At 72.5% G+C, this 13,321-nt stretch carries 12 protein-coding genes; 4 read left to right on the top strand and 8 right to left on the bottom strand.

Translation table 11 applies throughout. The features are described from left to right. Genes pgl through tkt form a run of 5 tightly spaced genes read right to left on the bottom strand, consistent with a single transcriptional unit; the run spans position 1 to position 6,621 of the window. Positions 1–762 carry a 6-phosphogluconolactonase gene (gene pgl / locus ACF1ED_RS11290; RefSeq protein ID WP_391758986.1) on the bottom strand — a complete coding sequence of 254 codons (762 nt, stop codon included), beginning with the start codon at positions 760–762 and terminating at the stop codon, positions 1–3. Then, positions 759–1,823: a glucose-6-phosphate dehydrogenase assembly protein OpcA gene (opcA, locus tag ACF1ED_RS11285; protein WP_391758984.1), complete on the bottom strand. Its 1,065-nt coding sequence runs from the start codon at positions 1,821–1,823 to the stop codon at positions 759–761. The genes pgl and opcA overlap by 4 nt, the downstream gene beginning before the upstream one ends. Next, on the bottom strand, positions 1,820–3,352 hold the full coding sequence (zwf, locus tag ACF1ED_RS11280; protein WP_391758982.1) for a glucose-6-phosphate dehydrogenase: 1,533 nt from the start codon (positions 3,350–3,352) through the stop codon (positions 1,820–1,822). The genes opcA and zwf overlap by 4 nt, the downstream gene beginning before the upstream one ends. Positions 3,353–3,357: 5 nt before the next feature. Then, positions 3,358–4,482 carry a transaldolase gene (gene tal, locus ACF1ED_RS11275; RefSeq protein WP_391758980.1) on the bottom strand — a complete coding sequence of 375 codons (1,125 nt, stop codon included), beginning with the start codon at positions 4,480–4,482 and terminating at the stop codon, positions 3,358–3,360. Between the two features lie 36 nt (positions 4,483–4,518). After that, positions 4,519–6,621 carry a transketolase gene (gene tkt / locus ACF1ED_RS11270; protein WP_391758978.1) on the bottom strand — a complete coding sequence of 701 codons (2,103 nt, stop codon included), beginning with the start codon at positions 6,619–6,621 and terminating at the stop codon, positions 4,519–4,521. 343 nt (positions 6,622–6,964) lie between these two features. Between tkt and ACF1ED_RS11265 the strand changes: the two genes are divergently transcribed. From ACF1ED_RS11265 to ACF1ED_RS11255, 3 genes are all read left to right on the top strand, one after another. Continuing rightward, positions 6,965–7,918, top strand: coding sequence for a heme o synthase (locus ACF1ED_RS11265; protein WP_391758976.1), 954 nt, complete (start codon positions 6,965–6,967; stop codon positions 7,916–7,918). Between the two features lie 91 nt (positions 7,919–8,009). After that, positions 8,010–8,354 carry a hypothetical protein gene (locus ACF1ED_RS11260; RefSeq protein ID WP_391758974.1) on the top strand — a complete coding sequence of 115 codons (345 nt, stop codon included), beginning with the start codon at positions 8,010–8,012 and terminating at the stop codon, positions 8,352–8,354. Between the two features lie 93 nt (positions 8,355–8,447). Then, the gene (locus tag ACF1ED_RS11255) at positions 8,448–9,527 is read left to right on the top strand and encodes an amidohydrolase family protein (RefSeq protein WP_391758972.1); all 1,080 of its coding nucleotides are present in this window, start codon (positions 8,448–8,450) and stop codon (positions 9,525–9,527) included. Between the two features lie 35 nt (positions 9,528–9,562). Here ACF1ED_RS11255 and ACF1ED_RS11250 read toward each other — a convergent pair whose 3' ends face one another. The 3 genes from ACF1ED_RS11250 to ACF1ED_RS11240 all read right to left on the bottom strand — a co-directional run bounded on the left by ACF1ED_RS11250 (position 9,563) and on the right by ACF1ED_RS11240 (position 12,393). Beyond that, on the bottom strand, positions 9,563–10,531 hold the full coding sequence (locus tag ACF1ED_RS11250; protein WP_391759756.1) for a heme A synthase: 969 nt from the start codon (positions 10,529–10,531) through the stop codon (positions 9,563–9,565). A gap of 73 nt (positions 10,532–10,604) precedes the next feature. Further along, complete coding sequence (locus ACF1ED_RS11245) at positions 10,605–11,369, bottom strand: ABC transporter permease (RefSeq protein WP_391758970.1); 765 nt, start codon at positions 11,367–11,369, stop codon at positions 10,605–10,607. Positions 11,370–11,457: 88 nt separating this feature from the next. Continuing rightward, positions 11,458–12,393: an ABC transporter ATP-binding protein gene (locus ACF1ED_RS11240; RefSeq protein WP_391758968.1), complete on the bottom strand. Its 936-nt coding sequence runs from the start codon at positions 12,391–12,393 to the stop codon at positions 11,458–11,460. Positions 12,394–12,506: 113 nt separating this feature from the next. Here ACF1ED_RS11240 and ACF1ED_RS11235 point away from each other — a divergent pair, with 113 nt between their 5' ends. Continuing rightward, complete coding sequence (locus ACF1ED_RS11235) at positions 12,507–13,316, top strand: DUF72 domain-containing protein (protein ID WP_391758966.1); 810 nt, start codon at positions 12,507–12,509, stop codon at positions 13,314–13,316. The last annotated feature ends 5 nt before the right edge of the window (positions 13,317–13,321 follow it).

The raw sequence follows: 13,321 nt of genomic DNA, 5'->3' as shown, positions 1-13,321 counted from the left end.
CTAGCGGCCCCGCGGCAGCTCCGAGGCCGCCGCCGTGTCCATCAGCCACAGCGTGCGCCCGGTGCCGCGGGCGCCGGACGCCGGGACCCGCACCTCGTCCGCGTCGCCGGAGAGCGCGAGGGCCGCGGCCTTCGCCTTGTCCTCGCCGGCCGCGAGCAGCCAGACCTCCCGGGCCGCCCGGATCGCCGGGAGGGTCAGGGAGATCCGGGTCGGCGGCGGCTTGGGCGCGTCGTGCACCCCGACCACCGTCCGTCCGGTCTCCCGGACCGCCGGGAGCTCCGGGAAGAGCGAGGCCACGTGGGTGTCCGGGCCGACGCCGAGCATCAGCACGTCGAAGGCCGGCGCCCGGGCGCCCGGGCCGGCCGCGGCGGCCAGCTCGGCCGCGTAGGCCGCCGCCGCGGCGTCGGCGTCGTCCCCGTGGGGGCCGTCCGAGGCCGGCATGGCGTGCACCCGGGCCGGGTCCAGCGGGACCCGGTCGAGCAGCGCCTCGCGGGCCTGGGTGACGTTCCGCTCGGGGTCGCCCTCGGGCAGGAACCGCTCGTCGCCCCACCACAGGTCGAGCCGCGACCAGTCGATCGCGTCCCGGGCGGGCGCCGTGCCGAGGGCGGCGAGCAGTCCGTTGCCGTTGCGGCCGCCGGTCAGCACGACGGAGGCGGTGCCCCGGTCGGCCTGGGCGTCCACGACCGCGGTGATCAGCCGGGCCGCGGCGGCCTCGGCCATCAGCTCCTTGGACCCGTGGACCACGAGCCGAGGGGCGGTCACTTGGCCGCCGCCTTCCTGGCCGGGGCCTTCTTGGCGGCGGCCTTCTTCGAGGGCCCGGCGGACTCCGCCGGCTCCACGGCCCCGGCCGTGACGTCCGGGGCGGGGTCCTCGGGCGCGGGGGCGGTGACGGCCGCCTCCTCGTCGAGCCGCTCCAGGCCGTACTTCAGCGAGGCCGCGTAGGTGTCGTCCGGGTCGAGCCGGCGCAGCTCCTCGGCGATCAGCTCGGCCGTCTCGCGCCGCTTGAGCGCCACCGCGCGGTCCGGCTGCCCCTCTATGGAGAGGGTCGCGAGCGAGCCGTCGGGCCGGTCGAGCACGATCGGTCCGGCGCTGGTCTCCAGCCGTACGGAGGTGAGGCCGGGCCCCGCCGACTTCGAGCGCCGCACCGGCGCCTTCAGCCGCTCGGCCAGCCACATCGCGAGCAGTTCGACGCTCGGGTTGAACTCCTCGCCCTCCACGTCGGCCGAGGTCACCTTGCAGTGGACCTGGTCGAGCGCGGCGGCCAGCATCGAGCGCCAGGGGGTGATCCGGGTCCACGACAGGTCCGTGTCGCCGGGGGTGTAGGTGTCCGCGCGCGCGGTCAGCTCCTCGATGGGCTGCTCGGCGGCGTACGTGTCGGTCACCCGGCGCTGGGCGAGGGCGCCCAGCGGGTCGTTCGCCGGGTCGGTCGGCGCGTTCACCGGCCACCAGACGACGACGGGGGCGTCCGGGAGGAGCAGCGGCAGCACCACCGACTGGGCGTGGTCGACGACCTCGCCGTACAGCCGGAGGACGACCGTCTCCCCGGAGCCGGCGTCGGCGCCGAGGCGGACCTCGGCGTCGAGCCGGGCGTTGGCGCGGTCCCGCGGCGAGCGCGAGACCCGCTTGATGACCACGAGGGTCCGCGAGGGGTGCTCGCGGGACGCCTCGTTGGCCGCCTTCAGCGCGTCGTAGGCGTTCTCCTCGTCGGTGACGATGACGAGGGTGAGCACCATGCCGACGGCCGGGGTGCCGATCGCCCGCCGCCCGAGCACCAGCGCCTTGTTGATCTTGGAGGACGTGGTGTCCGTCAGGTCGGTCTTCATGGCCGGCGCCAGCTCCTGCCGTCTCGTGCGAGCATCTCGTCCGCCTCGACGGGACCCCAGGTCCCGGACTCGTACTGGGCGGGCGTGCCGTGCGCGTCCCAGTACTGCTCGATCGGGTCGAGGATCTTCCAGGACAGCTCGACCTCCTCCACGCGCGGGAAGAGGTTGGAGTCGCCGAGGAGGACGTCCAGGATGAGCCGCTCGTACGCCTCGGGGCTGGACTCGGTGAAGGACTCGCCGTAGGCGAAGTCCATCGACACGTCCCGGATCTCCATCTGGGTGCCCGGCACCTTGGAGCCGAAGCGGACGGTGACGCCCTCGTCGGGCTGGACCCGGATGACGATGGCGTTGCGGCCCAGCTCCTCCGTCGACGTGTGGTCGAAGGGGGAGTGCGGGGCGCGCTGGAAGACCACCGCGATCTCGGTGACCCGGCGGCCCAGGCGCTTGCCGGTGCGCAGGTAGAAGGGGACGCCCGCCCAGCGGCGGTTGTCGATCTCCAGCTTGACCGCCGCGTAGGTGTCGGTCTTCGACTGGGGGTCGATGCCCTCTTCCTGGAGGTAGCCGACGGCCTTCGCGCCACCCTGCCAGCCGGCCGCGTACTGGCCGCGGACGGTGGTCTTCGACAGGTCCTTGGGCAGCCGGACGGCGCCCAGCACCTTGGTCTTCTCGGCGGCGAGCGCGTCGGCGTCGAAGGAGGCGGGCTCCTCCATCGCGGTCAGCGCGAGCAGCTGGAGCAGGTGGTTCTGGATGACGTCACGGGCGGCGCCGATGCCGTCGTAGTAGCCGGCGCGGCCGCCGATGCCGATGTCCTCGGCCATGGTGATCTGCACGTGGTCGACGTACGACCGGTTCCAGATCGGCTCGAAGAGGGTGTTGGCGAAGCGGAGCGCCAGGATGTTCTGGACGGTCTCCTTGCCGAGGTAGTGGTCGATGCGGAAGACCGCCTCGGGCGGGAAGACCTCGTGGACGACCTCGTTGAGCTCCTTGGCGGAGGTCAGGTCGTGGCCGAAGGGCTTCTCGATGACGGCGCGGCGCCAGGAGCCGTTCTTCTGGTCGGCCAGGCCGTGCTTCTTCAGCTGCTGGACGACGAGCGGGAAGAACTTCGGCGGCACGGACAGGTAGAAGGCGAAGTTGCCCCCGGTGCCCTGCGCCTTGTCCAGCTCCTGGATGGTGTCCTTGAGCTGCTCGAAGGCCTCGTCGCTGTCGAAGTCGCCCTGGACGAAGCGCATGCCCTGGATCAGCTGCTGCCAGACCTCCTCGCGGAAGGGGGTGCGGGCGTGCTGCTTGACCGCGTCGTGGACCTCCTGCGCGAAGTCCTCGTCCTGCCACTCGCGGCGGGCGAAGCCGATGAGCGAGAAGCCCGGCGGCAGCAGGCCGCGGTTGGCCAGGTCGTAGACGGCGGGCATCAGCTTCTTACGGGACAAATCGCCCGTGACGCCGAAGATGACCAGGCCCGACGGCCCCGCGATGCGCGGGAGCCGTCGGTCTGCGGCGTCACGGAGCGGGTTGGCTCCGTGGACGGTGCTCACTGGTGTCAGCCCTCCGAGGGGGCGAGGCGCTTGAGCTCCGCCTCGGTCGAACCGAGCAGGTCGTTCCAGGCCGCCTCGAACTTCTCGACGCCCTCGTCCTCCAGGAGCTGGACCACGTCGTCGTAGCCGATGCCCAGCTTGCCGACGGCCTCCAGGACCTCGCGGGAGGAGTCGTACGTGCCGCGGACGGTGTCGCCGGCGACCTCGCCGTGGTCGGCGGTGGCCTCCAGGGTCGCCTCCGGCATGGTGTTGACGGTGCCCGGGGCGACCAGGTCCACCACGTACAGCGTGTCCTTGTACGCCGGGTCCTTGACGCCGGTCGAGGCCCACAGCGGACGCTGCTTGTTGGCCTGCGCCTTGTCCAGGGCCGCCCAGCGCTCCGAGGAGGCCGAGAAGACCTCCTCGTACGCCTCGTAGGCCAGCCGGGCGTTGGCCAGGGCGGCCTTGCCCTTGAGCGCCTTGGCCTCGTCCGTGCCGATGCCGTCCAGGCGCTTGTCGATCTCGGTGTCCACGCGGGAGACGAAGAAGGACGCCACCGAGTGGATCTCCGAGAGGTCGAGGCCGCGCTCGCGGGCCTTCTCCAGGCCCGCCAGGTAGGCGTCCATGACCGCGCGGTAGCGCTCCAGCGAGAAGATCAGCGTCACGTTCACGCTGATGCCGAGGCCGATGACCTCGGTGATCGCCGGCAGGCCCGCCTCGGTGGCCGGGATCTTGATGAGGGTGTTGGGGCGGTCCACCAGCCACGCCAGCTGCTTCGCCTCGGCGATCGTCGCGGCCGTCTCGTGGGCGAGCCGCGGGTCCACCTCGATGGAGACCCGGCCGTCCTGGCCGTCCGTCGAGTCGAAGACCGGGCGCAGGATGTCGGCGGCGTCACGGACGTCCGCCGTCGTGATCATGCGGATGGCCTCGTCCACGGTCACCTTGCGGGCGGCCAGGTCGGCGAGCTGCTGGTCGTAGCCGTGCCCCTCGGAGATCGCCTTCTGGAAGATCGACGGGTTGGTGGTGACACCGACCACGTGGCTCTGGTCGATGAGCTCGGCCAGGTTCCCGGAGGTGATCCGCTGGCGCGAGAGGTCGTCCAGCCAGATCGCGACGCCTTCGTCGGAGAGGCGCTTGAGAGCGTCTGTCATGAGAGTTGCATCTCCAAAAAGTCGTACGTATCCGCGTCAGCGCGCGGCGGCGGCGATCGATTCCCGGGCGGCGGAAGCGACGGCCTCCGGCGTGAAACCGAACTCACGGAAGAGGACCTTCGCGTCGGCCGAGGCACCGAAGTGCTCCAGCGAGACGATCCGGCCCGCGTCGCCGACGTACTTGTGCCACGTCAGGCCGACACCGGCCTCGACCGCGACACGAGCCTTCACCGACGGCGGCAGGACGGAGTCCTTGTACGCCTGGTCCTGCTCCTCGAACCACTCCACGGACGGCATCGAGACCACCCGGGTCGGGACGCCCTCCGCCTGGAGGGCCTCACGGGCCTCGACGGCCAGGTGCACCTCGGAGCCGGTCGCGATGATCACGACCTGCGGCTCTGCGTTCTGCCCGGAGGGCCCTTCGGCGTCGAACAGCACGTAGCCGCCCTTGGCCGCGTCCTCGTTCGGCGCGTAGGTCGGCACGCCCTGACGGGTCAGCGCCAGGCCGTGCGGAGCGCCCTTGCCGAAGACCTTGGTGTGCCGCTTCATGATCTCGCGCCAGGCGATCGCCGTCTCGTTGGCGTCGGCCGGGCGGACCACGTTCAGGCCCGGGATCGCGCGCAGCGAGGCCAGGTGCTCCACCGGCTGGTGGGTCGGGCCGTCCTCGCCGAGGCCGATCGAGTCGTGCGTCCACACGTAGGTGACCGGCACGTGCATCAGGGCCGACAGGCGGACCGCGTTGCGCATGTAGTCAGAGAAGACCAGGAAGGTGCCGCCGTAGACGCGGGTGTTGCCGTGCAGCGCGATGCCGTTCATCTCCGCGGCCATGGCGTGCTCGCGGATGCCGAAGTGGATCGTGCGGCCGTACGGGTTCGCCTCGGGCAGCGGGTTGCCCTCGGGGAGGAAGGACGACGCCTTGTCGATCGTCGTGTTGTTCGAGCCCGCGAGGTCGGCCGAGCCGCCCCACAGCTCCGGGACGACCTCGCCCAGCGCCTGGAGCACCTTGCCCGAGGCGGCGCGGGTGGCGACGGACTTGCCCGCCTCGAAGACCGGGAGCTTCTCCTCCCAGCCGGCCGGCAGCTCGTTCGCCTGGATCCGGTCGAACTCGGCGGCGCGCTCCGGGTTGGCCGTACGCCACTCGGCGAGCTGCTTCTCCCAGGCGGCGCGGGCCTCGGCACCGCGGGCGCCCAGCTCACGGGTGTGGCCGATGACCTCGTCGGCGACCTCGAAGCTCTGCTCCGGGTCGAAGCCCAGGACGCGCTTGGTGGCCGCGACCTCCTCGTCGCCGAGCGCCGAGCCGTGCGCGGCCTCGGTGTTCTGCGCGTTCGGCGCGGGCCAGGCGATGATCGAGCGCATCGCGATGAAGGACGGGCGCCCGGTCTCGGCCTCGGCCGCGCGGATCGCCGCGTACAGACCGGCCGGGTCCAGGTCGCCGTTCTCCTGCGGCTCCACGCGCTGCACGTGCCAGCCGTACGCCTCGTACCGCTTCAGCGTGTCCTCGGAGACGGCCGTCTCGGTGTCGCCCTCGATCGAGATGTGGTTGTCGTCCCACAGCAGGATCAGGTTGCCGAGCTTCTGGTGGCCCGCGAGCGAGGACGCCTCGGCGGAGATGCCCTCCTGGAGGCAGCCGTCGCCGGCGATCACGTAGACGTTGTGGTCGAAGGGGGAGGTGCCGGGGGCCGCCTCCGGGTCGAACAGACCGCGCTCGTAGCGGGCGGCCATCGCCATGCCCACCGCGTTCGCCACGCCCTGGCCCAGCGGGCCGGTGGTGGTCTCGACGCCGGCCGTGTGGCCGTACTCGGGGTGGCCGGGGGTCTTCGAGCCCCAGGTGCGGAACGCCTTGAGGTCGTCCAGCTCCAGGCCGAAGCCGCCCAGGTACAGCTGGGTGTACAGGGTCAGGGAGGAGTGGCCCGCGGAGAGCACGAACCGGTCGCGGCCCACCCACTCGGGGTCGGACGGGTCGTGGCGCATCACCTTCTGGAAGAGGGTGTACGCGGCCGGCGCGAGGCTCATCGCCGTACCCGGATGGCCGTTGCCGACCTTCTGTACGGCGTCCGCGGCCAGGATGCGGGCGGTGTCGACGGCCCGCTGGTCCAATTCGGTCCACTGGAGGTCTGTGGTGGTCGGCTTAGTGCTCACCCTGGGTCAGGGCTCCTCTCCACATGTCTGTAGCCGGTGACTGAGGGTGTACCGGCGTTGTCGAGCCTACCCCCGAAAAAGCCCCCTCTTTTCGTGTCCATGCCCCTCAAATGAGCGGACAGAGCAAGAGTGCCGGTGGCCGTGGCGCTTCGCCTCCCGAACGGCGCGCCGAACGGTGTCCGCCCCTTGATACGGGAGGGGATTCGCGCTCACGAGTGAGCCCCGCCAACACGACCCCACCCCCGCGAAGATCGGCGTCTGGGCAACGTCTACAGTGGCGTGGTACGCGCAAGTCTCACCCCGTGCTCATCCGGGGAACTTGCTGGGAATTTCTCTGTCAGGGGTGTGCGTGACGGCCGTCGAGTCCCGACCCGCAGGGGTCGTCTTGGCTACCGGCCCGGGGGGCCATCGGCCGTTCGGGGCCCGCGTCAAGGCATTCGTGGCGCTGACCAAGCCGCGGATCATCGAGCTGCTGCTCATCACCACCGTTCCGGTGATGTTCCTCGCCGAGCAGGGCGTGCCGGACCTGTGGCTGGTGCTCGCCACCTGCTTCGGCGGCTATCTGTCGGCCGGCGGCGCGAACGCGCTCAACATGTACATCGACCGCGACATCGACGCGCTGATGGACCGCACCGCGCAGCGCCCGCTGGTCACCGGCATGGTCTCGCCGCGCGAGGGCCTGGTCTTCGGCCTCACCCTGGCGGTCGTCTCCACCCTCTGGTTCGGGCTGCTCGTCAACTGGCTCTCCGCCTGGCTCTCCCTCGGCGCGCTCCTCTTCTACGTCGTGATCTACACGATGCTCCTGAAGCGGCGCACCGCCCAGAACATCGTCTGGGGCGGCATCGCCGGCTGCATGCCCGTCCTCATCGGCTGGTCCTCGGTCACGAACTCGATGTCCTGGGCCGCCGTCATCCTCTTCATGGTCATCTTCTTCTGGACGCCGCCGCACTACTGGCCGCTGTCGATGAAGGTGAAGGAGGACTACGCGCGCGTGGGCGTGCCGATGCTCCCGGTGGTCGCCTCCAACAAGGTCGTCGCCAAGCAGATCGTCGTCTACAGCTGGGTCATGGTGGCGGTCTCGCTGCTGCTCACCCCGCTGGGCTACACCGGCTGGTTCTACACCGCCGTCGCCCTGGCCACCGGCGGCTGGTGGCTCTGGGAGGCGCACGGCCTGCTGAACCGCGCCAAGGCCGAGGTCACCGGCGCGAAGCTCAAGGAGATGCGCCTCTTCCACTGGTCCATCACCTACGTGTCGCTGCTCTTCGTGGCGGTCGCGGTGGACCCCTTCCTGCGGTAGACGGAGCCTCCCGGTGACGGCCGGGTCGTGTGGGCTGTCCCACGCGGCCCGGCCGTCGTCAGTCGATCTACCCCTCGGTAGCATCCTTGTCATGGCAGACACCAAGGAAGACACCACGGCCGCCTCCCCGCGCGAGGCGCGCAAGGCGGCCAAGCTCGCCAAGGAGATCCGCGCCTTCGGCAAGGAGCACGGCGGCGTCGAGGGCCAGCTCGCCCACATCGGCCAGGCCGGCACCCGGATCGTCCTCGTCGGCGAGGACGGCGGCTGGGGCGACCTGGTGGCCCCCACGTACGCGATCGCCCGGCAGGCCGCCGAGGAGGCCGAGCTGACCCTGCACGACGAGTTCGACGGCGAGTTCGCCGCCAAGGTCGTCACCGGCCCCTACGAGTGGACCCGCATGGCCGGCATCCAGCTCGGCGGTCCCGCCAACGCCTGATCCGGCCACGGCACCGGGCGCCAGGCAACAACCTCGCGAGGGGCTCACCCGTTAGGACGTGTGGAGACACGCCCACGCAGGGAGCCCCCCGAGATGATCGACACGCCGCGCCTGGTGGACCAGTACTGCCACGGGGTGCTCCGGACGGAGCTGGGCCTCGGCACCTTCGAGGCCCATCTCGGCCCGGCCGCCGTCCTGCCGGCCTCCGGCACCACCTTCTTCGACACCCAGACGGGCTTCGCCGTACGGCGCTGGTGCCCGCCGCTCCTCGGTCTCGAACCGCACTGCCCGCCCGCCCGCTACCTCGCCCGCCGCCGCGAGCTCGGCGTCACCGAGACCGGCCGCCGGCTGCTGCGGGCCTCCGGCATCGCCACCTACCTCGTCGACACCGGCCTCCCCGGGGACCTCACCGGGCCCGCCGAGCTGGCCGCCGCGGGCGCGGCCCGCGCCCACGAGATCGTCCGTCTGGAGCCCCTGGCCGAGCAGGTCGCCGACACCTCCGGGACCGTCGACGCCTTCCTCGCCAACCTCACCGAGGCCGTCCAGGAAGCCGCCGTGCGCTCCGTGGCCTTCTCCTCGGTCTCCGCCCTCCGCTGCGGCCTCGGCGCCGACCCCGAGCCCCCCGGGCGCGCCGAGACCCGCCGCGCCGCAGGCCGCTGGCTCGCCGGCCGGCCCGCCGGCGGCCCCCTCGACTCGCCGGTGCTGCTGCGCCGCCTGCTGTGGATCGCGGTGGGCGCGGGCCGCCCGCTCCAGCTCCACACCGGGGACCGGGACCCGGCCGGCCTGCGCGGTTTCGCCGCCGCCACCGCCGGGCTCGGCGCCGACCTCGTCCTGTTGCACGGCTCGCCGCACCACCGGACGGCGGCCCGGATGGCCGGGGTCTTCCCGCACGTCTACGCGGACCTGGGCGCCGCCCTGGCGCACACCGGGGCACGGGCGGCGGACGTCCTCGCCGAGGTCCTGGAGCTGGCCCCCTTCGGCAAGCTGCTCTACTCCAGCGGCGCCCGCGGCCTGCCCGAACTGCACGTGGTCGCCGCCAGCGCCTTCCGCGCCGCCCTCGGCCGGGTGCTCGGCGCCTGGGTCATGGACGGCGCCTGGTCGCGCACCGACGCCCAGCGGGTCGCCGCGATGATCGCCGCGGACAACGCGACGCGGGTCTACCGGCTGGGGTGAGCCGGTGGACCCGCGTCGGGAGTGCGGGAGGAGCGTCAGGCCTTCGCCAGCTCCGGGTCCGCCTGGGCCGGGATCTCCGCCGTCGGCAGCGGGCGCTCGCGCAGGCTCAGGGCCAGGCGGAGCACCGCGATCCACATCAGCGAGGAGCCGAGCATGTGGGCGGCCACCAGGAGCTCCGGGACGCCGGTGAAGTACTGGACGTAACCGATGCCGCCCTGGAGCAGCAGCACGACCAGCAGGTCGCGGGCGCGGGCGCGGATGTCGTCCGGGGCGTCGACGACGCGCAGGACCAGCCACATGGCGACGGCGAGGGCGCAGACGGCCCAGGCGGCGATCGCGTGGAGGTGGGCGGCGTTCGTCCAGTCCCACGGCATGCGGGGCACGTCGCTGCTGTCGCCCGCGTGCTTGCCGGCGCCGGTGACCGTGGTGCCCAGCACGATCAGCAGGCCCGAGACGACCGTGATCGCCCAGGACAGCTTCCGTACCGGCCCCGGCACGCGCGGACGCGGGGCGGTGTCGCCCTCGCCGGTCCGGTGCCAGGTGATCACGGCGACGGTGAGCAGCGCGTTGGCGGCCAGGAAGTGGCCGGCCACGCTCCACGGGTTGAGGCCCAGCCAGACGGTGATGCCGCCGATGACGGCGTTGCTCATCACGATCCAGAACTGCACCCAGCCCCAGCGGGTGAGGCCGCGGCGCCACGGCTTGGTCGAGCGGGCGGCGATGATCGCCCAGCCGACGGCGGCCGACAGGACGTAGGTCAGCATCCGGTTGCCGAACTCGATCAGTCCGCGGTAGCCCTGCTCGGGCGTCACGATCAGGCTGTCGTCCGTGCACTTGGGCCAGGTGTCGCAGCCGAGACCGGAACCGGTCAGCCGGACCGCGCCGCCCGTGACGATGATGAGCACGCTCATCACGACGGCGGAGAGCGCGGCGCGCCGGAGGATCCGGGGGGACGGGGTCCAGCGCTGGGCGATGAAGGCGAGGGGGGTCTGCACGGGCCCTATCGTAGGCGCGGGCTTGTGCACGCTTTCACGAGGGGTGGCTTGTCGGGAAACGTCACCCTCTGAACCCTTCCGGCTACTCCCAGCGGAAGAACCGCGCCGCCGCCCCGAGGCCCAGGACGGCCCAGACGGCCAGGATCCCGGCATCCGCCCACGGCATGCCCGCGCCGTCCTGGAGGACGTCCCTGAGGCCGTCGGAGAGGGCCGAGATCGGCAGCAGCGCCAGCACGTCTCCGGCCGCGCCGAACTTCTCCAGCGGGACGATCACCCCGCCGCCGACCAGGAGCAGCAGGAAGACCAGGTTGGCCGCGGCGAGGGTCGCCTCCGCCTTGAGCGTGCCGGCCATGAGGAGGCCGAGCCCGGAGAAGGCGGCGGTGCCGAGGACCAGCAGGAGCAGGACGGCGAGGGGGTTGCCGTGCGGGGACCAGCCCAGGCCGAGCGCGATGGCGGTCAGCAGGACGATCTGGAGGACCTCGGTGACCAGGACGGCCAGCGTCTTGGCGGTCATCAGGGCCCGGCGGGGCAGCGGGGAGGCCGCGAGCCGCTTGAGGACGCCGTAGCGGCGCTCGAAGCCGGTGGCGATGGCCTGGCCGGTGAAGGCGGTGGACATCACGGCGAGCGCGAGGACGCCGGGGGCGAGGAAGTCGACCGCCTCGCCCTCGCCAGTGTCGACGATGTCGACGGCCGAGAACAGCACCAGCAGGAGGGAGGGGATGATCACCGTGAGGAGGAGCTGCTCGCCGTTGCGGAGCAGCATCCGCGTCTCCAGGGCGGTCTGCGCCGCGATCATCCGCCCGACGGGGGCGGCCCCCGGCTTCGGCGCGTACGTACCGGCGCTCATGCGCGCAGCTCCTTGCCGGTCGGTTCCAGGCTGTGCTTTCCCGGGGGACGACCCCCGGACCCCCAGCGGGTCTTGGGCTTGCCGGCGCTCATGCGCGCAGCTCCTTGCCGGTCAGTTCCAGGAAGACGTCTTCGAGGGTGTGGCGTTCGACCGAGATGCGGTCGGGCATCACGCCGTGCTGCGCGCACCAGGTGGTGACGGTGGCGAGCAGCTGGGGGTCGACGGTGCCGGTGATGCGGTACGTGCCGGGGAGCGGCTCGGCGGCCTCGGTGCCGTCCGGGAGCGCCTTGAGCAGGGAGCCGAGGTCGAGGCCGGGGCGGCCGGAGAAGCGGAGGGTGTTCTCGGCGCCCCCGCGGCAGAGCCGCTCGGGGCTGCCCTGGGCGGCGACCCGGCCGCCGTCGACGATGGCGACGTCGTCGGCGAGCTCCTCGGCCTCCTGCATGAAGTGGGTGGTGAGGACGACGGTGACGCCGTCGGAGCGCAGCTCGCGGACCAGGTCCCAGGTGGCGTGGCGGGCCTGCGGGTCGAGGCCGGCGGTGGGCTCGTCGAGGAAGACGAGTTCGGGGCGGCCGACGACGGCCATGGCGAGGGCGAGCCGCTGCTGCTGGCCGCCGGAGAGCCGCCGGTAGGCCGTACGGCCGCAGGAGCCGAGGCCGAGGCGCTCGATCAGGGCGTCGACGTCGAGCGGGTGGGCGTGCAGCTTCGCCATGTGGCGGAGCATCTCGTCGGCGCGGGCGCCGGAGTAGACGCCGCCGGACTGGAGCATCACGCCGACGCGGGGGCGCAGGGCGGCGGCGTCGGCGAGCGGGTCGAGGCCGAGGACGCGGACGGTGCCGGCGTCCGGCTTCCGGTAGCCCTCGCAGGTCTCGATGGTGGTGGTCTTGCCGGCGCCGTTGGGGCCGAGGACGGCGGTGACGGTGCCGGTCCGCACGTCGAGGTCGAGGCCGTCGACGGCGGTCTTCGTGCCGTACCGCTTGACCAGGCCGCGGACGCGGACGGCGGTGTCGACGGACTCGTTCTCCATGCCGGGAAGTCTAAGGACCCGCCGGGGCGGGCCGGGCCGCGGCCCCGGTGGAAGGCCCGGGGAGGGGGCGGGCGGCGCCGGATGGGCGGCCGGGTACGGGGCAGGAGCTTCCCATGACGGTCTTCGTGGGCACCTCGGGATGGCAGTACCGGGACTGGCGGGGCACCTTCTACCCGGAGGGCGTGCCGCAGCGGCTCTGGCTGGAGGAGTACGCGCGCCGGTTCGCCACCGTGGAGAACAACGGCTCGTTCTACCGGCTGCCGGAGCGGTCGACCTTCGCCGCCTGGCGGAGGCGGACGCCCGAGGGCTTCGTCATGGCGGTCAAGGCGCCCCGCCGGCTGACGCACGACAAGCGGCTGCGGGAGCCGGAGGAGCTGGTGGCGGAGCTGATGGGGCGGGCGGGGGAGCTGGGGGACCGGCTGGGTCCGGTGCTGCTGCAGTTCCCGCCGTCGCTGCGGGCCGACACGGGGCTGCTGGACGCGGTCCTCGCCTGTTTCCCGGCGGGGGTGCGGGTGGCCGTCGAGCCGCGGCACGCCTCCTGGTGGACGGACCGGACCGAGGCGGTGCTCACGGAGCGGGGGGCCGCGCTGTGCTGGGCGGACCGGAAGTCCAGGCCGGTGACCCCGCTGTGGCGGACGGCGGACTGGGGCTATCTGCGGCTGCACGAGGGCCGGGCCCTGCCGTGGCCGGCGTACGGCCGGCAGGCGCTGGAGAGCTGGGCGGAGCGGCTGGTCGAGGGCCGCCCGGCGGAGGCGGACGCGTACGTCTACTTCAACAACGACCCGGGGGTCGAGGCGCCCCGTGACGCGGCCGTCTTCCGGGACCTGATGAGCGCGGCGGGGCGGCCGGTCGCCGTGCCGGCGGAGGTCCCGGAGGAGGAGGAACCGGCTGGTCAGCTCAGCTTTGATTCATCCTATGAATGATCGTT

This window comes from Streptomyces sp. NPDC014656 (assembly GCF_043084305.1).
Lineage (GTDB): Bacteria > Actinomycetota > Actinomycetes > Streptomycetales > Streptomycetaceae > Streptomyces.
Note: the sequence above shows the minus strand (reverse complement) of the source record. Positions and strands in the feature narration are given on the sequence as shown.